Origin of the sequence: Kluyvera sp., assembly GCF_047971185.1 — a bacterium.
In the GTDB taxonomy this organism is placed as follows: Bacteria; Pseudomonadota; Gammaproteobacteria; order Enterobacterales; family Enterobacteriaceae; genus Kluyvera.
Map to the genome: position 1 here is coordinate 1 of NZ_JBKDZH010000003.1, position 19,967 is coordinate 19,967.

Consider the following 19,967-nt stretch of genomic DNA (forward strand, 5'->3'; position numbering starts at 1 on the left):
CTACCCCGAAATTGTAGCCCGGCCAAGCAAAGCGCCGCCGGGAAGCTCTCAATTTTCCCCACCATCTCTCATCCGTTTTTCTGACTTAAGTGATCCCGTTAACAATGTGATGTAAATGTCTGGTGTTGTTCCTGTTCTTATTCGTATCAAGGTTGTTAAATCATAGGTGTTGATACGGACACAAAATGTAACATCCTCTGCTACTGATACGGAAAATAACGATGAACAATTCAGGGAAATACCTTATATGGGCATTGCTCTCCATTGTTGGAGCCTTTGCCCTGGGCTATATCGCCCTCAACCGGGGTGAGCAGATAAATGCGCTGTGGATCGTCGTCGCCGCGGTCTGCGTGTATCTGATCGCCTATCGCTTTTACGGTCTTTATATTGCCAAAAACGTGCTCAAGGTGGATCCGACCCGCATGACGCCTGCGGTGCGTCATAACGACGGACTCGACTATGTGCCGACGGATAAAAAAGTGCTGTTTGGCCACCACTTTGCGGCGATTGCCGGGGCGGGGCCGCTGGTCGGCCCGGTGCTGGCGGCGCAGATGGGCTATCTGCCGGGGATGATCTGGCTGTTAGCCGGGGTGGTGCTGGCCGGTGCGGTGCAGGACTTTATGGTGCTGTTTGTCTCTACCCGCCGCGACGGCCGTTCGCTGGGCGAGCTGGTGAAAGAGGAGATGGGGCCGACGGCAGGGGTGATTGCGCTGATCGCCACCTTTATGATTATGGTGATCATCCTGGCGGTGCTGGCGATGATCGTGGTGAAAGCGCTGACCCACAGCCCGTGGGGGACTTACACCGTGGCGTTCACCATTCCGCTGGCGCTGTTTATGGGGATTTACATTCGCTATCTGCGCCCGGGGCGCATTGGCGAAGTGTCGGTGATTGGCCTGGTGCTGCTGGTATTCGCTATCATTTCCGGCGGCTGGGTGGCCGAGAGCGAAACCTGGGCGCCGTGGTTTGACTATACCGGCGTACAGCTGACCTGGATGCTGGTGGGCTATGGCTTTGTGGCCTCGGTGCTGCCGGTATGGCTGTTGCTGGCGCCGCGTGACTACCTTTCAACCTTCCTGAAAATCGGTACCATCGTCGGGCTGGCGATCGGTATTCTGATTATGCGTCCGACGCTGACCATGCCGGCGCTGACCAAGTTTGTCGACGGCACGGGCCCGGTCTGGACCGGCGACCTGTTCCCGTTCCTGTTTATCACCATCGCCTGTGGCGCGGTGTCTGGCTTCCACGCGCTGATCTCTTCCGGCACCACGCCGAAGATGCTGGCCAACGAAGGTCAGGCCTGCTTTATCGGCTATGGCGGCATGCTGATGGAATCCTTCGTGGCGATTATGGCGCTGGTTTCCGCCTGTATTATCGACCCGGGCGTCTACTTTGCGATGAACAGCCCGATGGCGATGCTGGCACCGGCCGGTACCGCTGATGTGGTGGCCTCGGCGGCGCAGGTGGTCAGTTCGTGGGGCTTCGCGGTGACGCCGGACCTGCTGCATCAGATTGCTAACGAAGTGGGCGAGCAGTCGATTATCTCCCGTGCGGGCGGTGCGCCGACCCTGGCGGTGGGGATGGCCTATATCCTCCACGGTGCGCTGGGCGGGTTGATGGATGTGTCGTTCTGGTATCACTTCGCCATTCTGTTTGAAGCGCTGTTCATCCTGACGGCGGTGGACGCCGGGACCCGTGCGGCGCGCTTTATGCTGCAGGATCTGCTGGGGGTGATCAATCCGGGACTGAAGCGCACCGATTCCCTGCCCGCTAACCTGCTGGCGACGGCGCTGTGCGTGCTGGCCTGGGGCTACTTCCTTCATCAGGGCGTGGTGGATCCGCTGGGCGGTATCAACACCCTGTGGCCGCTGTTTGGTATCGCCAACCAGATGCTGGCGGGGATGGCGCTGATGCTGTGCGCGGTGGTACTGTTCAAGATGAAACGTCAGCGCTACGCGTGGGTGGCGCTGGTGCCAACGGCGTGGCTGCTGGTGTGTACGCTGGTGGCGGGCTGGCAGAAATCGTTTAGCGAAGATACTCGCGTCGGCTTCCTGGCGATTGCCAACAAGTTCCAGGCGATGATCGACAGCGGCAACATTCCTCCACAGTACACCGAATCGCAGCTGGCGCAGCTGGTGTTCAACAACCGTCTTGATGCCGGGCTGACCATCTTCTTTATGGTGGTTGTTGTTGTCCTGGCGGTGTTCTCTCTCAAAACCGCGCTGGCGGCGCTGAAAGAGGACAAACCGACGGCGAAAGAGACGCCGTACGAGCCGATGCCAGCGGATGCGGAGAATCTGGTGGCACAGGCGAAACGCGCGCATTAATCTGCGTAATTTGCTGATGTTGTAGCCCGGCCGAGCGCAGCGACGCCGGGTTTACCCAAAGGACAAAAACGATGTTTGATACTCTCTCGAAAGCCGGAAAATACCTCGGGCAGGCGGCCAAGATGATGATTGGCGTGCCGGACTACGACAACTACGTCGAGCATATGCGCGTTACGCACCCCGACCAAACGCCGATGACCTACGAAGAATTTTTCCGCGACCGTCAGGACGCGCGCTACGGCGGGAAGGGCGGCGCGAAATGCTGCTAATAACCATTTAGACATCTAAACGTCTCGATTGCCAAACGCGTTCGCCGTGTTATATTGATGTTAACTTTGGCATCACGAGCGGCAGACGTAAAATGACAAATAAGCAACTCATCCCACAGAGTAAGTTACCCCACCTCGGCACCACTATTTTCACCCAGATGAGCGCGTTGGCGCAGCAGCATCAGGCGATCAATCTGTCGCAAGGTTTTCCCGATTTTGACGGCCCGATTTACCTTCAGCAGCGGCTGGCGCACCACGTGGCAAGCGGCGCAAACCAGTATGCGCCGATGACCGGCGCACTGGCGTTGCGGGAAGCTATCGCCGAGAAAACCGCGGCGCTGTATGGCCACACGCCTGACGTTAACAGCGAGATTACGGTAACTGCGGGCGCTACCGAAGCGCTGTATGCCGCCATAACCGCGCTGGTGCGTGAGGGCGATGAGGTGATCTGCTTTGACCCGAGCTACGATAGCTACGCGCCAGCGGTGGCGCTGTCCGGCGGCGTGGTGAAGCGCATCGCGCTACAGCCGCCGCACTTCCGCGTCGACTGGCAGGCTTTTGCCGAACAGTTAACGGAAAAGACGCGGCTGGTGATCCTCAATACGCCGCATAACCCGTCGGCGACGGTCTGGCAGGCGGCGGATTTTGCCGCGCTGTGGCAGGCTATCGCCGAACGGGAAATTTACGTGCTGAGCGATGAAGTGTACGAGCATATCTGCTTTTCCGAAGGCGGGCACGCCAGCGTGCTAGCGCATCCGCAGCTGCGTGAACGCGCGGTGGCGGTATCCTCGTTTGGTAAAACCTATCATATGACCGGCTGGAAGGTGGGGTACTGTGTGGCCCCCGCGCCCATCAGCGCGGAGCTGCGGAAGGTACATCAGTATCTGACCTTCGCCGTCAATACGCCGGCGCAGCTGGCGCTGGCGGATATGCTGCGCACGGAGCCGCAACACTATCGTCAGTTGCCGGAATTTTACCGTGCGCGGCGTGACCTGTTTATCGATGCGCTCAGCCAGAGCCGGCTGAAGCTGCTGCCATGCGAAGGCACCTATTTCCTGCTGGCCGATTACAGCGACATCTCCGAGCTGGATGACGTGAGCTTCTGCCGGTGGCTAACCACCGAAGTGGGCGTGGCGGCGATTCCGCTGTCGGTATTTTGCGCCGAGCCGTTCCCGCATAAGCTGATACGACTGTGCTTTGCCAAAAAGGAGGCGACCCTGCTGGCCGCCGCCGAGCGTCTTTGCCGACTGTAGCTATTTGACGGTCCAGGCCTGTGAGAACTGGCGGTTGCCAAACATTTCGCACAGGCCGTTAATCTGTTTCAGGCGCAGAATTTCGTCGGCGTCCATCCCCAGCTCCTGGCTCATTTTTTCATCGCTCCAGCCAAGATGGCTCAGTTCGCGCACGATATCGGATATGGCGCCGATCTGGTGCCGCCCGCGCGCGCGGTTATGGCGGATAGTGGCCGCCATGCGCGAGGAAAGCGAACCGTCATTGTTCTCCAGCTGCGTGATGGGCAAATAGCCCTGAAAGCGTTTTTTCAACGTCGCCTTAGAGTGTGAAAGCTGGTGACGGTGGAAACCGTCGACGATCTCATAGCTGCATGCCTTTTTCTCAATGACCACAATCGGCTGGGTGAAGCCGTCGGCCTCAAGTGATTTAGTGAGCAGGCGTTTCTCCTGCGGCGCCATGTTATTCGGGTTGTAGTCGTTGGGTGAAACCTGCTTCTCTTTTACCCACAGCACGCAGTCGATAGGCTGGTCCCTGAATGGGCTCTCATCGTGGAGCGCCAGACGGAACTGGTTGATGGCCTCGATTTTGTCGTCCCCGGAAAGGGTTTGCAGATAGTCATGCAGCTGATTGATTAATTTTTGTCGCATAAAATCCCCCATTGTTGACGTTTATTTTCCATGCGCGCGCGATAGCGCTGGTAATGACAGGATTTGGTCGGGCTGAATGACAACATTCGACACCAGTAATCGTTATTTAATAGCGCTTTACAGATTCTTCGCCAGGAGGGGATATCCTTTGAACCCAGATCCTTTTCCTGGCTATCGGGGATATCTTCCCAACCCTGTTTCTGATACCAGTGCAGGTAGACGGCGATTTTATTGCGGTAGTGTTCGGCCGTGGCTTCCGGCATGCTGTTTAACAGGAAATGGGCGTAGCTGCGCCAGCTATGATTGGCCGGTTTATCAATTTTGCGATGGCCATAAAACTGGTTATCCTGGCCTGCATAGATACCACCACTGTGCACGCCGCTCACGCGTTGGCACATATCAGCCCAGCGCTCGGGTTCCAGCACGTGATAGAGCCACAGCCCCTGACGCTGTTCTGGGCCAAACGGTTCACAAATGCGCATATAGCGCAGCGGTACACCTGCCTGATACATCAGGTTATACAGTGGGTTATAGGGCAGCTGGGTTTTGGCAAACCAGGTCCAGATATCGGCGGTTTTCCAGTCGTAGATAGGGTAAACATACCAGGCGTGCTTGCCTGGGGCGATAGTCGTCCAGGGTTTGTCATCCGCAAAGCGGCGTTTGCGCTGAGAGGCGATGGTCAGAAAGCGGTTATACGATTCGTCGGCGCGGATCCCGACCATTACGGCGGCGGGGCGCTGCTGCGAGAACCATTCGGCAAATTTTTGTACGAACAGCTCAAAGGTCATTCCTGACTGATAAAAAGAGAAAAAAGTTGGGTCAGTGATGGCTTCCGGCGGCGGCTGCCGTACCCATTTGGCTCCCGGCTCCCAGCACTGCCATTCGGGTGTAAACTGAGTGAGGGAATTTTGCGTTGTCAGCGGTAGAGCTACCCAATAAAAATCGTCAATGACGTCCTGATATAACGCGCGTATGTTTTCGCAGTGGGTGATGGTATATGAAAATTGCGCTTCCCAGTCGATAAAGAGCACGCTGATTTTTTTTCCGGCTCGACGCGCCTGTAGTGCGGTTAAATGTAACATCACCGTCGAATCTTTTCCGCCAGAAAAAGAAACGCAGACGCGGGGGAAGTTATCTAATGTCCAGGTAATCCTTTCTTCACTTGCTTCAAGCACGGAATGAGGTAGCGGAAGCTTGCTCATCGGCATATATCCGAGATCCTTTATGACGTGTTCAATGAAAAGAACTGGCATCATACCGTGATGCCAGTAAAGAGTGATAAGTTTATTTTACATTTTTAGCGGGGTTTATAAAATTAATGTAATTTATTGGCATTATTGAGCGGTGATTTTTGAAATAACTTTATTAAATGGATCTGAATTTAACATTGATCTGTTGTATATAGTATAGAGATTAAGTTTCATCATATCGACGGGAATGTCAACCCGCTTCAGCGCCATTGCATCCTTAAGGAGTTCGTAGAAAGGTGTCGGAATGATACCAATAATATCGGTTTGTCCTATGGTATTAATAATTGACATTATGGATGATGAATAAAAAGCAAACTGTCGGCGGCTATAAAACGGATTATCACAGTGCTGATACTGCACGATATGGGGATCTTTGGTCATCAACTGGGTGAATTTTTCGTTAAGCACTTCTTCCACCGTTGCGGAGTCACCGAGGCGTGGATGGTCTTTACGGCATACTAGCGCCGTGTCAATCTGATGGAAAGGGTTACAGACAAGCGCACGGTTATTGATTGGAGCCATTGATAAAACAATATCAGCCTTACGGTAGTTCATTAGCTCTTCAACGCTATCTTTTGACGATTCATAGTTGTGATATTCAACTTCAAAATTCGCCTCGGAGATTAAGGCATCCATCAATGCCGTAAATTTAGGGGAGCAGTAAAATTGTGGACCATAGATCACAAAACGCTTGTTTAATCCCGAATGATTCATCAAGTTTATTGTTTGTTCGAGGCTATTAAGGTTTTCGGCAAGATGTTGATGTAAATTGGTGGCGACCGTCGTCGGCGTTATGCCTTTTCCAGCACGAATAAAAAGCGGATCGTCAAGCTGCGTTCGCAATCGCTGTAGCGATTGGCTGACGGCAGAAGGGGTGATAAAAAGCATTTCAGCGACTTTGCTGATGCTTAACTGTTGATATATACATTCAAAAATGACAAGAAGGTTGAGATCGAAACGCTTGAGTTCGTAGAGGTTAGCCATATTTTATCCTATAAATTCAGGCATATGATGAGTCCGCCTAGAGATCGCTACTGTCCATGTATTCGAAAAACTAAATTCATAGTGAATCAAAAGTAAATATATAATAATGTCTAATCGTTATCTAGCAAATAATTATTCCGGTACTGGGTTATTGAGTTGTTATTTATATAAATGATAATAATTTGTTTTTCATTTTTTAGCTGTGCCGCTACGGCAAAGACGGCGTAAAGAAGGCTGTAACTCGGAAAATATCTGTAAAATCAGTCGGTAGACGGTGCGTTACGGTATAGCCTATCACAATCATAGGTAAGACCAGCGTCAGGTTGATTGCCCTTTATAAAACAAGGTGATGTAATCCTTACGCTGTCAGCGCCTTTGTTAAGGTGATGTCGAGCGCAACACATAGCCAGCCTGGCTGGCGCTGAATTCACCTGCGGGCGATTCAGGTAATCAGGCCGCCTCGTTGCGGCCTTTTTACTTCTGGGGGATGAGCGATTCGTGCCTATCCTCGAACATAGGTTCACAAAGCTGTCTTGTTCTGGTTGTTAGATAACGCTTATTGATTCGATAATGTAAACGCATTGGTCGAATCGGGAAAAGTTCGTTAACTTAGACCTCAACGAAAACACGGAGGAAGTACTCGATGTCTTTAATTAATACTAAAATCAAACCTTTCAAAAACCAGGCGTTCAAAAACGGTGAATTTGTAGAAGTTACCGAGAAAGATACCGAAGGCCGCTGGAGCGTCTTCTTCTTCTACCCGGCTGACTTCACCTTCGTATGCCCGACCGAACTGGGTGACGTTGCAGACCATTATGAAGAACTGCAGAAGCTGGGCGTGGACGTGTACTCTGTGTCTACCGATACTCACTTCACTCACAAAGCATGGCACAGCAGCTCCGACACCATCGCCAAAATCAAATACGCGATGATCGGCGACCCGACTGGCGCCCTGACCCGTAACTTCGACAACATGCGTGAAGATGAAGGCCTGGCCGACCGCGCGACCTTCGTTGTTGACCCGCAGGGTATCATCCAGGCGATCGAAGTTACCGCTGAAGGTATCGGCCGTGACGCTTCTGACCTGCTGCGTAAAATCAAAGCCGCTCAGTACGTTGCTTCCCACCCAGGTGAAGTATGCCCGGCTAAATGGAAAGAAGGCGAAGCGACTCTGGCTCCGTCTCTGGACCTGGTCGGTAAAATCTAAATTTCCGTCGTCTTTCGCGCCACAGCGCCATGCTGTGACGCGAATTACTCAGGAAATCACCCCCTTTAAAAACGGGTGCATCAGCACCCGAATTTCTGACTAGCGTCCATGATGCAAGCGCATTCAGGCAGCCGCGTGAGGCCGCTTGCATGATGATGTTTTAAGCCCAGGAGATAACAATGCTCGACACCAACATGAAAACCCAGCTCAAGGCCTATCTTGAGAAGCTGACCAAACCTGTTGAGCTGATTGCCACGCTGGATGACAGCGCTAAATCGGCAGAGATCAAGGAACTGTTGGCTGAAATCGCTGAACTGTCTGACAATGTCACCTTCAAAGAAGACAACAGCCTGGCGGTGCGTAAACCGTCGTTCCTGATTACTAACCCCGGTTCCCTCCAGGGGCCGCGCTTTGCGGGTTCCCCGCTGGGCCACGAGTTTACCTCGCTGGTGCTGGCGCTGCTGTGGACCGGCGGCCATCCGTCGAAAGAAGCGCAGTCTCTGCTTGAGCAAATCCGCGATATCGACGGCGATTTTGAATTTGAAACCTATTATTCGCTGTCTTGCCATAACTGCCCGGACGTGGTGCAGGCGCTGAACCTGATGTCGGTGCTGAACCCGCGTATCAAGCATACGGCGATTGACGGCGGTACCTTCCAGAACGAAATCACCGAGCGTAACGTGATGGGCGTTCCGGCAGTGTATGTGAACGGTCAGGAATTTGGTCAGGGTCGTATGACGCTGGCGGAAATCGTGGCGAAAGTGGATACCGGTGCGGAAAAACGCGCGGCGGAAGAGCTTAACAAACGCGATGCGTATGAAGTGCTGATCGTCGGTTCCGGTCCGTCCGGCGCGGCGGCGGCGGTTTACTCGGCGCGTAAAGGTATTCGTACCGGTCTGATGGGCGAACGCTTTGGCGGTCAGGTGCTGGATACCGTTGATATCGAAAACTACATCTCCGTGCCGAAGACCGAAGGTCAGAAGCTGGCGGGCGCGCTGAAGGCACACGTTAGCGAATATGATGTGGACGTGATTGATTCCCAGAGCGCGGCTAAGCTGGTGCCAGCGTCAGTTGAAGGCGGCCTGCATCAGATTGAAACCGCGTCCGGCGCGGTGCTGAAAGCGCGCAGCATTATTATCGCCACCGGCGCCAAATGGCGTAACATGAACGTGCCGGGTGAAGACCAGTATCGTACCAAGGGCGTCACCTACTGCCCGCACTGCGACGGCCCGCTGTTTAAAGGCAAACGCGTGGCGGTGATTGGCGGCGGTAACTCCGGCGTGGAAGCGGCAATCGACCTGGCGGGCGTGGTTGAACACGTTACGCTGCTGGAATTTGCTCCGGAAATGAAGGCCGACCAGGTGCTGCAGGATAAAGTTCGCAGCCTGAAGAACGTCGACATCATTCTCAATGCGCAGACCACCGAAGTGAAAGGCGACGGCACCAAAGTGACCGGCCTGCAGTACCGTGACCGCGTGAGCGGCGATGAGCATCACGTGGCGCTGGCTGGGATCTTCGTGCAGATTGGTTTGCTGCCGAACACCACCTGGCTGGAAGGTGCGGTTGAACGTAACCGGATGGGTGAAATCATTATCGATGCGAAATGCGAAACCAACGTGAAGGGCGTATTCGCCGCGGGTGACTGCACCACCGTGCCTTACAAACAGATTATTATTGCCGCCGGCGAAGGTGCGAAAGCGTCTCTGAGCGCGTTTGATTATCTGATTCGCACCAAAACAGCATAAAAAAGAAGACAATGCCTGCAATGTCAAAGGCCACCGAAAGGTGGCCTTTTTTTGTTTGGCAGATATCGCCGGGGTTAACGGACGACTAATACGGGAATATGCGCGTGGCGAATGACGCTGGAGGCATTAGAGCCAAGAAGGTGGGTGCTGATTGACGGGTTACGTGAACCAATCACCACCATGTCGGCGTTCAGCTCTTCCGCCAGTTCGTTCACCGCGTCGCGGACGCTGCCTAAACGAACGTGCAGTTTGATGCGGGAAGGATCGAGCGAGAAGTGGCTGACCATGGTGGTCAGGCGGCTTTCCGCTTCCTGCTGAAGGTGTTCCTCAAAGCGTCGCAGATCGGAAGCAAAGCGGCTCATGGTGTAGCTGGCCGACGCGGGCAGCACGTGCAGCAGATGGATAATGCCGTCCTGCTGGGCCAAAAACTCTGCGTGACGGATAGCTTTGTCACTCAACTCCATTTCAAAAACATCAACTGGCATAATGATTGTTTTGTACATAGGCTCCTCCTTGTTTCTGTAGAATAATCAAAACACATAATGCGTTTTGAATATGTCATTCAGTTCGCAAAATAGTTTATCGGAGCGTCGCGAGTTGTAAAGTTTGGTCAGGCGGGCAGAAAGAGGATGCCTGGCACCCTCTTAATCAGCGATAGCGCGGGATTAGCGATGAAATTCGCCAGCGGCTTCCGGTTGATACAGCAGCTCAAGGACTTCGAGGTGGGTTGACGCGCCGCCTGGTAGCTCCCAATGGATGGTGCTGCCCGCGCGCAGGCCGAGCAGGGCCGCTCCCACTGGCGCCATGACCGAAAGCTGGCTGCTGCTGTCGGTCATCTGGTTCGGGAAGACCAGCGTCCGCACGCGTTCTTCGCCGGTGGTGAGATCGCGGAATCTGACCTGGCTATTCATACTCACCACATCGTGCGGCATGTCCTCTGGGGCACACATCTGGGCACGATCCAGTTCGTCGTTTAGCGCGCTCGCCACCGGGGAATTTGCGTAAGCGGGTTGCTCAAGCAGGCGGTCGATACGCTCGGCATCGAACTCATTAATAATGATGGCAGGTCTGGTCATTATTTACTCCATGTCTATCGATTATCCAAAAGAAAACCCTCACCGCCAGCGGCAAGGGTTCATCTTCTTCCATCATACTGATCCTGGCGTCAGGTTTGAAGTGATGAAGCGCACATTCACAGATGGCAATCCGCTACGCTGTGTGAATTTTATGCGAAATACGTCGCAATCTATAAATATGGATTATTCTTTTTAGGCTGCGTGTGGCAGCGTCCAAACTCCATGGGAGATCGTATGAGCGGTTTCGATAAACTGACCCTGAAAGATGGTAGTTATCTCTGGTTTAAAGATTGGGGGAGCGGACAACCCATCGTATTTAGCCACGGTTGGCCGCTAACGTCCGATGCGTTTGAGGATCAGATGCTGTATCTGGGTTCCAAAGGGTATCGAGTCATCGCCCACGATAGACGAGGCCACGGACGTTCGGCACAGCCCTGGGACGGGCATAATATGGACCAGTATGCCGACGATCTGGCTGAACTCACCGCGCACCTTAATCTGAAAGACGCGGTGCACGTCGGCCACTCCACCGGCGGTGGTGAAGTGGCGCGCTACATTGGCCGCCACGGTACCAGCCGGGTGGCGAAGGCGGTGCTGATTGGCGCGGTAACGCCTATCATGGTCAAGACCGATTTCAACCCTGACGGCGTACCGCTCGAGGTGTTTGACGGCATTCGCAACGGCGTGGTGGAAGATCGCGGCGCGTTCTTCTACGAGCTGTCGGCGGCGTTCTATGGCTATAATCGCGCCGGCGCAAAGGAATCAAAAGCGGTGCGTGAAGGTTTTACCGAACAGGGGCTACAAGGCTCAATAAAAGCGCTGTACGACTGTATCAAAGCGTTTTCGGAAACCGATCTGCGTGAAGACCTGCGCAAGATAACGGTACCTACGCTGGTGATTCACGGCGATGACGATCAGATTGTGCCGTTTGAAACCTGCGGCAAGGTGGCGGCGCAGATCCTGCCGGACGCCGAGCTGAAGGTATATAAAGGCGGATCGCACGGGATCTGTACCACCCACAAGCACCAGATCAACGACGATCTGCTGGCGTTTATACAAAAGTAACGATAGGCCGCCCCCGCCAACGCGGGGACGGGCGATCAATAGCCGTTTTTATCGATCACGAACTGTTTGCCGCAGTTGCCGGGATGCGGCTGTGGCAGCAGAGAGGCGGCGGTCAGCGGGTCGTTGATGCTGGCGGATTTTATGGCAATCTGCATTTCTGTCAGGTAAGCCGGGTTGCCGTTACAGGTGAGCTTAACGGCTTTCACGTTCTCTTTGCCGAAAGCGGCCGCTACCGCGCTGTCGAAGCTGGCGCGGGTCACGGTTTTACCGTAGTTGGCCGCCAGGAACTGGCCGAGCGCGCCCTGCTTCACTTCCGCGTTCAGGCGGACCATCGTACTGAAGTAGGCGTCCGGATCGAAACCAAAACAGACGCCGTGCTTGGCGTATTCATAGCGCTCAAGACAGCTTTTTCCACCGCTACCGGGCATCACCTGATTGAGCTTATTGGCCACTTCCAGCGACAGTCCGGTCTCTTCGGCGGCGCATTTACGGCTGGCTTTGGCTTCCGGCATATTGGGGATGGGGCGCGTGGCGCAGCCGAAGCGCATCCAGCGGTTGTTATCGACGCCGCGTGAGGCGATTGACGCGGGCAGACCAGGCCACAGGCCGTGTACCGTCAAGTAGTCGGCTTTGTTGACCGCTTCTTTTGGCTGCTGACATTCCAGCGGTTCTTTGCGATTTCTATCATGCTGGCTCTGGCAAAAGCCCGTTTGCCAGGAGAGGGCCAACACGTAACGATCGAAGTCACCATATTGCGTTGGGGCGAGAGGGGCGGCCTGTAGGCTACCCGCGCAGAGCAGCAGCGCGCATCCCGACACAATATTCTTCCTTAGCATTTTTCTGACTCCACGTTTTTAATCATTTAGTGACGTTATTACATAATAAAATAAGGCGCCCTCAGGCGCCTTATTTATTTCATCAGTCAATGATTACGCGGCTGAGCCGGGAACCAGAATTTCCGTAGCGATAATGACCACAATCAGGCCGACAATGACCGGTACTGAGGTACGCTTGACCACTTCGAACGGCGAGATTTTTGCCATCCCGGCAACCGCCACTACCACGCCGGAAACCGGGGAGATGGTACGACCCAGGTTGGAGGCCTGCAGCATCGGGATGGAGAGATACGCCGGGTTAATGCCGGAGGAGTGCGCCAGCTTTGGAATCATCTCAACGAAGGCATAGAACGGTGCGTTACCGGAACCCGTGGTCATGGCCGCGAGCATGGTCAGCACCACCAGTACCAGCATCAGAATGATACTGGCGGAACCGAACGAGGTCGCGATAGAAATCAGGCTGTTGATAAAGCCGATGGTGCTCAGGCCCTGAGCGAAGACGCCGGCGGCAACCAACAGCATAACCACGCCAGCAAAGGCGTCGGCCATTCCGCGATAGGCGACTTCCAGGCCAGCAAAGACGTTCTGGGTATTAAAGCCGCGGAAGAATTCCAGCACGGCGGCGAGCAGCATGCAAATCACCAGAATGGCGATAATATGCAGCTCGGGGCCCCATTTACCGTCGAAAATCAGCACGCCAATAATCGGCGTAAACGGCAGAATGGCGTAGAAGCTCGGCGCGGTGGTGGTAATTTCGCTGACGTCCAGCATCTCGTGAGAGATATTCTCTTTTTTATCCAGATAACGTTGCCAGAAGAAATGGGCGATAGCCATCGCGATAATTGCGGCGATGGAAATAGGCAGCGTGGTTTTAAAAGCGAAATCAATCAACGGCATTTCAGCGGCTTTCGCCGCCAGTACGACGTCACCGGAGGTCGGTGAAAGAATAATGGCGGCAGGGGAGGCGCAGATCGCGGCAGCGGCCCCGCGGCTAATTCCCACGTTAACCATAACCGGGAACAGCGTCGCCATCAGCAGTACGCCAAGACCGGTGGCGGACGAGACGGCGAGCGACATCAGGCAGGCGACAAAATAGGCCGCAATCATCAGCAAATACGGGGAGTTAATATATTGCAGCGGTTTGGAGGCCAGCTTTACGACCATATCGTTAGCGCCGATATGGGTCATATAAGCCGCAAAACCACAAAGCATCATAATCATCATGCCGAGGTCGCCACCGCGGCTCATCAGCAGAATTTTAATATATTCAACGATATCGGTAGCGGAATAACCCGTGCTCGTTGCGCTGCTCGGTAAAATCTTATGTCCCATCAATGCGCTAGCAATCAGCAGCAGCAGACCGCCAACGAAGAGGACCCCCGTCGCGGAATAACCTTTGATGATGTAGCGGGCCACGCCCACGATAACCACAACACCAATCAGGAGTTCAAAGAACGTTAACATTATTAACACCTATCGCCCAGTTGTAATATTGATGCACAGGCGCATCAAAAGTAAGTGGTGAAATGTGCCGAAAAAAACGGCAAATTTAGCTGATGAAAATCAAAAAATAGACTAATTAAAGACGATGACTTTGCAATTTACACGATGTACTCACAAAGCGGAACATCGTCATCGCCATAAGTATAGTTGGCTGATGAAATAATAAACAGAAAAGGTAAATGAAATGTTGATTTTTCAGGCAGATAGGGAGTGCGGATACCCTGTGGTCGCTGGGTGACTGCGCTTACTGGTAAAGCCGGATATAATCGCATTGGGTTCCACGGTGACAGATTAATGGCTATTTTTATATTTTTAAAATACGTAAATACACTCATTAAAGAGAGATATTTCGTCAGGAAAGATAATATTGCACAGAGTGTATTTAATATTAAAAGCGTAGGGGGTAATCGGCAAACGGTCTGGTATGCATATAGTTGATGTTATGGGGTGATATTTATTCAGTTGGGCAAAGTGGTGGCTTTGATAGTTTATCTAAGAAAATTCTAATTTATAATTAGCCTGAAGAAAAAAGAGCGGCAATTGATACCGTTGGGGTGCAATTGAGTTTATTCTTGTTAGACTATTCTTAATTGATACTTTATTGGCAAGTCTATCGTGTTAAAAGTAAATAAATTTTTCCCACTGTCGTTGATTTTCGCAGGGCTGTCCGGTGCGGCGCTTCCTGCCGCGGCCTCTTTTACAGAAACCATCAAAGATGGCTACCACACCCTCAGCAATAACATCGTCCAGACCTGGGATGAACCACAGCATTACGATCTGTACGTGCCAGCAATTACCTGGCATGCGCGTTTTGCCTACGATACAGACAAAACCGACAGGTACAATGAGCGTCCCTGGGGGGCGGGTTTCGGCATGTCGCGCTGGGATGATAAAGGCAACTGGAACGGCATCTATCTGATGGCTTTTAAGGACTCCTACAATAAATGGGAGCCGATCGGCGGCTATGGCTGGGAAAAAACCTGGCGGCCGCTGGCGGACGATAACTTCCATCTGGGGTTGGGTTACACCGTCGGGATCACCGCTCGCGATAACTGGAATTATATCCCTGTCCCGCTGGTGCTACCGCTGGCCTCTATCGGCTACGGGCCGGCAACGTTCCAGATGACCTACATTCCGGGCACCTATAACAACGGTAATGTCTACTTTGCGTGGCTGCGTTTTCAGTTCTGATTACGGGTCCTGGAACAAGCTGCGGGATAAAGTCAACCTGCAAACAAAAGTTAGCGACATTTATCACTTTTTAACGAACTTAGGCTGGACAAAACGCACGACAATTGTTGTACTGTTAACTGACACAGATTAGTGTCGTTTTTTCATATAAAGGTAATTTTGATGTCTAAGATTAAAGGTAACGTTAAGTGGTTTAATGAGTCCAAAGGATTCGGTTTCATTACTCCGGAAGATGGTAGCAAAGACGTATTCGTACACTTCTCTGCAATCCAGACCAACGGTTTCAAAACTCTGGCTGAAGGTCAGCGCGTAGAGTTCGAAATCACTAACGGTGCCAAAGGCCCTTCTGCTGCTAACGTCATCGCTCTGTAAGCGAAAAATAGCAGTCAGAATTCAAAACCCGCTTAAGTGCGGGTTTTTTTTATTCTTTTTACCCCTGACTGCTGGCGCTGAACAGCCAGAATGCCAGTGCGGTCATGGCGAAAGAGCCAAGCAGGTTAACCGCCACGTTCAGCAGGGCCCAGCTGAATTTCCCTGCTTGTAAAAGAAAGACCACCTCCGCCGAGAAGGTCGAGAAGGTGGTCAGCCCGCCGCAGAAACCGGTGGTGATCAGGACTTTCCAGATCGGGTCGATATGCGGCAGCCGGTTAAACCAGGCAAGGCCCGCGCCGATAATAAAGGCGCCCAGCAGGTTTGCCGCCAGCGTCCCTAGCGGTAGCGCATGGTGCAGGGGATTAAAGCGAAAGCTGATCAGCCAGCGGGCGACGCTGCCGGTACCGCCGCCGATAAACACGGCTAACATAAGTTGCATCATGCGGATTTCCTGCCATTTTCGAATCGTGAGCAGAGTTTAACCCTGTCGGGCGAATCTGGCTATATACTCATCTGTATTCATCATCTTGATATATTAGACATACTTAAGGAGATGCTATGCGAGTTGCCGCAGGGCAGTTTATCGTCACGCCTGAGTGGCTGGTGAATGCGCAAACCTGCGCGTCGCTGATGCAGGCAGCAGCGGAGCAGGGGGTTGACCTGCTGGTGCTACCCGAAGCGCTGCTGGCGCGCAGCGATAGCGATCCGGATATGTCGGTGAAGTCAGCGCAGCCGCTGGACGGCGGTTTTATGCAGCATCTGAAGATGCAAAGCCTGTGCGATACGATGACCACCGTGCTTACCATCCATACCCCTTCAACGCAGGGAAGGGCCTGCAATACGCTGGTGGCACTGCGCGACGGTGAGGTGATTGCCTACTATCATAAGCTGCATCTCTATGACGCTTTTGCTATCCAGGAGTCGAAGCGGGTGGACGCGGGCAACGAGCTGCCGCCGCTGATTGAGGTCGCGGGCTTTAACGTCGGGCTAATGACCTGCTACGACCTGCGTTTTCCAGATATGGCGCTGGCGCTGGCGTTGCAGGGGGCTGAGATTCTGGCGCTGCCCGCCGCCTGGGTGCGCGGGCCGTTGAAAGAGCACCACTGGGCCACGCTGCTGGCGGCGCGCGCGCTGGATACCACCTGTTATATCGTTGCCAGCGGCGAGTGTGGCACGCGGAATATCGGCCAGAGCCGAATTGTCGATCCGCTTGGCGTGACGCTCGCCGGGGCGTCTGTGGAGCCGCAGCTGATTGTTTCCGACCTGCGGCGTGACGATCTGCTACGCATTCGCCAGCAGCTTCCGGTTCTGCAAAACCGGCGCTTTGCGCTACCGCAATTAACGTGACGTTTTTTTAAACAACGCTTGATTCACCTTGTTACAGATTGCTATTGTGTGCACGCGCCAGATGACCGTTAATAAGTGACGGTCATCTGGCGCATTTTGCAGCCTGTTTTTGAGAAGAAGGTATCTATGGGTGAGATTAGTATTACCAAACTGCTGGTAGTGGCAGCACTGATTGTTCTGGTGTTTGGTACCAAGAAATTACGGACTCTGGGTGGAGATCTGGGTTCAGCGATCAAAGGCTTTAAAAAAGCGATGAATGACGATGAAACCACTGCGCAGAAAAGCGCGAACGAGACTCCGGCAGAAAAGCTCTCTCATAAAGAGTAAGCAGGGCAGCGTTTAAGATGGCATGCCGGCCATTGCGTGTCATCCGCGAGCGTTCAACGTTCGCAAAAGGGGGCTTCAGCATGACGATGCGGAGGCCCTTTTTCATGGGATTGGATTTCCGAATGTATTTCATTGAAACAATTTGTTTCTCTGATAGATACTAAAAAAGCCGCTGTCGAGAGAGAGCGGCTTTTTTGCGTCGGGCGGTGGCCTTACTTCACTTCCAGACCTTTAGCCTGCAGGTCGGCGTGGTAGGACGAGCGCACGAACGGGCCGCAGGCCGCGTGGGTGAAGCCCATCGCCAGCGCTTCGGCCTTCATCTCTTCAAACTCGTCCGGGCTAACATAGCGCTGTACCGGCAGGTGGTGACGGCTTGGCTGCAGGTACTGGCCCAGCGTCAGCATGGTCACGCCGTGGCGGCGCAGATCGCGCATCACTTCGACAATTTCAGCGTTAGTTTCACCCAGGCCAACCATCAGGCCTGATTTGGTCGGGATGTCTGGATGCGCTTCTTTAAAACGCTCGAGCAGCTTCAGCGACCAGTTGTAGTCAGCGCCAGGGCGCACCTGACGATAAATACGCGGCACGTTTTCCAGGTTGTGGTTAAACACATCCGGCGGCGTTTCGGTCAGGATCTCTAAGGCGCGATCCATACGGCCACGGAAGTCTGGTACCAGCGTTTCGATCTTGATGGTCGGGCTCTTTTCACGAATGGCGGTGATGCAGTCAGCAAAGTGCTGAGCGCCACCGTCGCGCAGATCGTCACGATCCACGGAGGTGATCACCACGTAACGCAGCGCCATATCGGCAATGGTCTGTGCCAGCTTCTGCGGTTCATTGGCGTCCGGCGCGACCGGGCGGCCGTGGGCCACGTCGCAGAACGGGCAGCGACGGGTACAGATAGCGCCGAGGATCATAAAGGTGGCGGTGCCGTGGTTGAAGCATTCTGCCAGATTCGGACAGGAGGCCTCTTCACAGACCGAGTGCAGACCATTTTTACGCATGGCCGCTTTGATACCCTGGATACGGGAAGAGTCTGCCGGAAGTTTAATTTTCATCCATTCCGGTTTTCGCAGCAGCGCTTCGCGCTCTGTTGCCACGTTTTTAACCGGGATAAGGGCCATTTTATCGGCGTCGCGGTACTTAACACCGCGTTCCATCACAATGGGTTTACTCATAGCGTACGTGTTCCAGTTCCGAGTATCAGGGGAAAGCGTTTCAATTCAAGGGAATGTTGTATTTATCAACTATTTTTGAATTAATGGCACGCAGTATACCATTTAAATGGGGTATAAAGCAGCCTGCCTGGCCGGCAAATTGTAAAATAGTTGTTGAATAATGCTTTTTTGCCGGCAAGGGGGAGAGCGTGGTGTAGGGATCAGAACGCCTGTTGAATGACGTTGATAATGTTTTGCATTACCGGGTCCCGTAAACTGAGTTTGTTGTAATGCAATGAAAAATCGACCCGTTCCTGCTGCAAGGGTTCAAAGTTCAGCGTGCACAGCGGCCAGCACTGCTTAAAGATGTGGTAGAAGCGCAGCGGCATAATGCCAATCAGGTTGCTCGAGGCGAGGAGTGACGCGATGGTAAACAGGTTGTAACTGCTTACGCTGACCTGGCGGTCGGGGAGCATATCGCGAATACGCTTGTACTGATCGTTTTGCCCGGCCCCGTCCATCGTCAGCAGCGTATGCTCATACTGCATCAGCGTCTCTAGCGAGGGTTCCTCATTGAGAGCCGGGTGCTGCTGGCGGCAGACCAGCACCAGGTTGTCGCTAAACAGCGCATGACGTCCCAGCGTGCGCGGGTTGTTATGCTCGTGGTTGTCGATGACCAAATCCGTCTGGAACTGGCTGAGCTGGGTGTTGGCGTCGGTAACCGCGACGTTCCGCAGCAGCACCTGCGGATAGGTTTGTTTTACCACCTGATAGATAACCGGCATGACGATAGCCCCAACCGATGCCGCCGTACCAATTGTGATTACCCGCTGCTTATCGTAGCTGCCGTCCAGATCCAGCGCCCCGAGAATTGATTCCAGCCCCTGGCTAATGTATTCATGCAGGTGCATCGCGTAGGCCGTTGGGGTAACGCCCTGTCCTTTACGAATGAACAGCGGGTCGGGAAAGAGGAGCCGGAGTTTCTGGATGGATTGGCTAATGGCTGACGGCGTGAGATTCAGGATTTTCGCCGCATTGACGATGCCTTTATGCACATATACCGCTTCAAATATGGTCAATAAGTTAAGGTCTATATTACGCAGGGTACGAAATATTTGTGGCGTCTCATTATCGACATTCAGGTTTATTTTATTTTCGGGCTTCTCGTTATAATCCACACTACTCACTCCATATTCATTCACTCCATGAATGATAGTTGATGATTTCATTATTATTATGATTGGTGAATCAGCCTTACCGCAAGATGTAAATCGGAATTTTCTTTATTGCTCAATGTATTAATGATGCTAATGCTTCATTAAGTGTATATCGTTGACGTGATTTTGCAAAAAAATGAGAGGCAAGCGTCATTTTTAAGATAAAAAATCGATAATTCTGATGATGATATTAAGGGGCAAGCCAGAGACAGCC

The 19,967-nt window shown here is 53.1% G+C and carries 20 protein-coding genes; 10 read left to right on the top strand and 10 right to left on the bottom strand.

Features of this window, described 5'->3' with window-relative positions; translation table 11 throughout:
• The first annotated feature begins 221 nt into the window (after positions 1 to 221).
• The 3 genes from cstA to ACK5JN_RS00195 all read left to right on the top strand — a co-directional run bounded on the left by cstA (position 222) and on the right by ACK5JN_RS00195 (position 3,849).
• The gene (gene cstA / locus ACK5JN_RS00185; protein WP_416868301.1) at positions 222 to 2,327 is read left to right on the top strand and encodes a pyruvate/proton symporter CstA; all 2,106 of its coding nucleotides are present in this window, start codon (positions 222 to 224) and stop codon (positions 2,325 to 2,327) included.
• Positions 2,328 to 2,398: 71 nt separating this feature from the next.
• Positions 2,399 to 2,596: a YbdD/YjiX family protein gene (locus ACK5JN_RS00190; protein WP_006177086.1), complete on the top strand. Its 198-nt coding sequence runs from the start codon at positions 2,399 to 2,401 to the stop codon at positions 2,594 to 2,596.
• Between the two features lie 92 nt (positions 2,597 to 2,688).
• Positions 2,689 to 3,849 carry a pyridoxal phosphate-dependent aminotransferase gene (locus tag ACK5JN_RS00195; protein WP_416868302.1) on the top strand — a complete coding sequence of 387 codons (1,161 nt, stop codon included), beginning with the start codon at positions 2,689 to 2,691 and terminating at the stop codon, positions 3,847 to 3,849.
• Here ACK5JN_RS00195 and ACK5JN_RS00200 read toward each other — a convergent pair whose 3' ends face one another.
• The 3 genes from ACK5JN_RS00200 to citR all read right to left on the bottom strand — a co-directional run bounded on the left by ACK5JN_RS00200 (position 3,850) and on the right by citR (position 6,710).
• Complete coding sequence (locus ACK5JN_RS00200) at positions 3,850 to 4,476, bottom strand: IbrB-like domain-containing protein (protein ID WP_416868303.1); 627 nt, start codon at positions 4,474 to 4,476, stop codon at positions 3,850 to 3,852.
• The gene (locus ACK5JN_RS00205) at positions 4,461 to 5,684 is read right to left on the bottom strand and encodes a phosphoadenosine phosphosulfate reductase (protein WP_416868366.1); all 1,224 of its coding nucleotides are present in this window, start codon (positions 5,682 to 5,684) and stop codon (positions 4,461 to 4,463) included. Before ACK5JN_RS00205 ends, ACK5JN_RS00200 begins: the two co-directional genes overlap by 16 nt.
• A gap of 126 nt (positions 5,685 to 5,810) precedes the next feature.
• Positions 5,811 to 6,710, bottom strand: a complete 900-nt coding sequence (gene citR, locus ACK5JN_RS00210) for a DNA-binding transcriptional repressor CitR (RefSeq protein WP_416868304.1) — start codon at positions 6,708 to 6,710, stop codon at positions 5,811 to 5,813.
• A gap of 643 nt (positions 6,711 to 7,353) precedes the next feature.
• Here citR and ahpC point away from each other — a divergent pair.
• Both ahpC and ahpF read left to right on the top strand, forming a co-directional pair.
• The gene (gene ahpC, locus ACK5JN_RS00215; protein ID WP_035895873.1) at positions 7,354 to 7,917 is read left to right on the top strand and encodes an alkyl hydroperoxide reductase subunit C; all 564 of its coding nucleotides are present in this window, start codon (positions 7,354 to 7,356) and stop codon (positions 7,915 to 7,917) included.
• Positions 7,918 to 8,096: 179 nt separating this feature from the next.
• Positions 8,097 to 9,662: an alkyl hydroperoxide reductase subunit F gene (gene ahpF / locus ACK5JN_RS00220; RefSeq protein WP_416868305.1), complete on the top strand. Its 1,566-nt coding sequence runs from the start codon at positions 8,097 to 8,099 to the stop codon at positions 9,660 to 9,662.
• 74 nt (positions 9,663 to 9,736) lie between these two features.
• On the opposite strand, the gene uspG is transcribed toward ahpF, so the two are convergent.
• Together uspG and rnk are read right to left on the bottom strand one after the other, a co-directional pair.
• Positions 9,737 to 10,165, bottom strand: coding sequence for a universal stress protein UspG (gene uspG / locus ACK5JN_RS00225; RefSeq protein WP_416868306.1), 429 nt, complete (start codon positions 10,163 to 10,165; stop codon positions 9,737 to 9,739).
• A 162-nt stretch (positions 10,166 to 10,327) separates the two neighbouring features.
• The gene (rnk, locus tag ACK5JN_RS00230; RefSeq protein ID WP_416868307.1) at positions 10,328 to 10,738 is read right to left on the bottom strand and encodes a nucleoside diphosphate kinase regulator; all 411 of its coding nucleotides are present in this window, start codon (positions 10,736 to 10,738) and stop codon (positions 10,328 to 10,330) included.
• Between the two features lie 234 nt (positions 10,739 to 10,972).
• Here rnk and ACK5JN_RS00235 point away from each other — a divergent pair, with 234 nt between their 5' ends.
• Entirely contained in the window at positions 10,973 to 11,803 is an 831-nt protein-coding gene (locus tag ACK5JN_RS00235) for an alpha/beta fold hydrolase (protein WP_416868308.1), read from the top strand.
• A gap of 35 nt (positions 11,804 to 11,838) precedes the next feature.
• Here the strand turns inward: ACK5JN_RS00235 and rna are convergent, their stop codons facing one another.
• Together rna and dcuC are read right to left on the bottom strand one after the other, a co-directional pair.
• Positions 11,839 to 12,639: a ribonuclease I gene (gene rna, locus ACK5JN_RS00240; protein ID WP_416868309.1), complete on the bottom strand. Its 801-nt coding sequence runs from the start codon at positions 12,637 to 12,639 to the stop codon at positions 11,839 to 11,841.
• A gap of 93 nt (positions 12,640 to 12,732) precedes the next feature.
• On the bottom strand, positions 12,733 to 14,103 hold the full coding sequence (gene dcuC, locus ACK5JN_RS00245) for an anaerobic C4-dicarboxylate transporter DcuC (protein ID WP_416868310.1): 1,371 nt from the start codon (positions 14,101 to 14,103) through the stop codon (positions 12,733 to 12,735).
• Positions 14,104 to 14,757: 654 nt separating this feature from the next.
• On the opposite strand from dcuC, the gene pagP reads away from it, so the two are divergent.
• Entirely contained in the window at positions 14,758 to 15,333 is a 576-nt protein-coding gene (gene pagP / locus ACK5JN_RS00250) for a lipid IV(A) palmitoyltransferase PagP (RefSeq protein ID WP_416868311.1), read from the top strand.
• 162 nt (positions 15,334 to 15,495) lie between these two features.
• The gene (gene cspE, locus ACK5JN_RS00255) at positions 15,496 to 15,705 is read left to right on the top strand and encodes a transcription antiterminator/RNA stability regulator CspE (RefSeq protein WP_000034825.1); all 210 of its coding nucleotides are present in this window, start codon (positions 15,496 to 15,498) and stop codon (positions 15,703 to 15,705) included.
• Positions 15,706 to 15,763: 58 nt separating this feature from the next.
• On the opposite strand, the gene crcB is transcribed toward cspE, so the two are convergent.
• Complete coding sequence (crcB, locus tag ACK5JN_RS00260; RefSeq protein WP_416868312.1) at positions 15,764 to 16,147, bottom strand: fluoride efflux transporter CrcB; 384 nt, start codon at positions 16,145 to 16,147, stop codon at positions 15,764 to 15,766.
• A gap of 116 nt (positions 16,148 to 16,263) precedes the next feature.
• On the opposite strand from crcB, the gene ACK5JN_RS00265 reads away from it, so the two are divergent.
• Both ACK5JN_RS00265 and tatE read left to right on the top strand, forming a co-directional pair.
• On the top strand, positions 16,264 to 17,052 hold the full coding sequence (locus tag ACK5JN_RS00265; RefSeq protein ID WP_416868313.1) for a deaminated glutathione amidase: 789 nt from the start codon (positions 16,264 to 16,266) through the stop codon (positions 17,050 to 17,052).
• A gap of 126 nt (positions 17,053 to 17,178) precedes the next feature.
• Positions 17,179 to 17,379, top strand: a complete 201-nt coding sequence (tatE, locus tag ACK5JN_RS00270) for a twin-arginine translocase subunit TatE (protein WP_416868314.1) — start codon at positions 17,179 to 17,181, stop codon at positions 17,377 to 17,379.
• A gap of 212 nt (positions 17,380 to 17,591) precedes the next feature.
• On the opposite strand, the gene lipA is transcribed toward tatE, so the two are convergent.
• The gene (lipA, locus tag ACK5JN_RS00275; protein ID WP_416868315.1) at positions 17,592 to 18,557 is read right to left on the bottom strand and encodes a lipoyl synthase; all 966 of its coding nucleotides are present in this window, start codon (positions 18,555 to 18,557) and stop codon (positions 17,592 to 17,594) included.
• Positions 18,558 to 18,757: 200 nt separating this feature from the next.
• A complete protein-coding gene (locus tag ACK5JN_RS00280) occupies positions 18,758 to 19,714 on the bottom strand; it encodes a YbeF family transcriptional regulator (protein WP_416868316.1) in 957 nt (318 codons plus the stop codon).
• Positions 19,715 to 19,967: the final 253 nt, after the last annotated feature.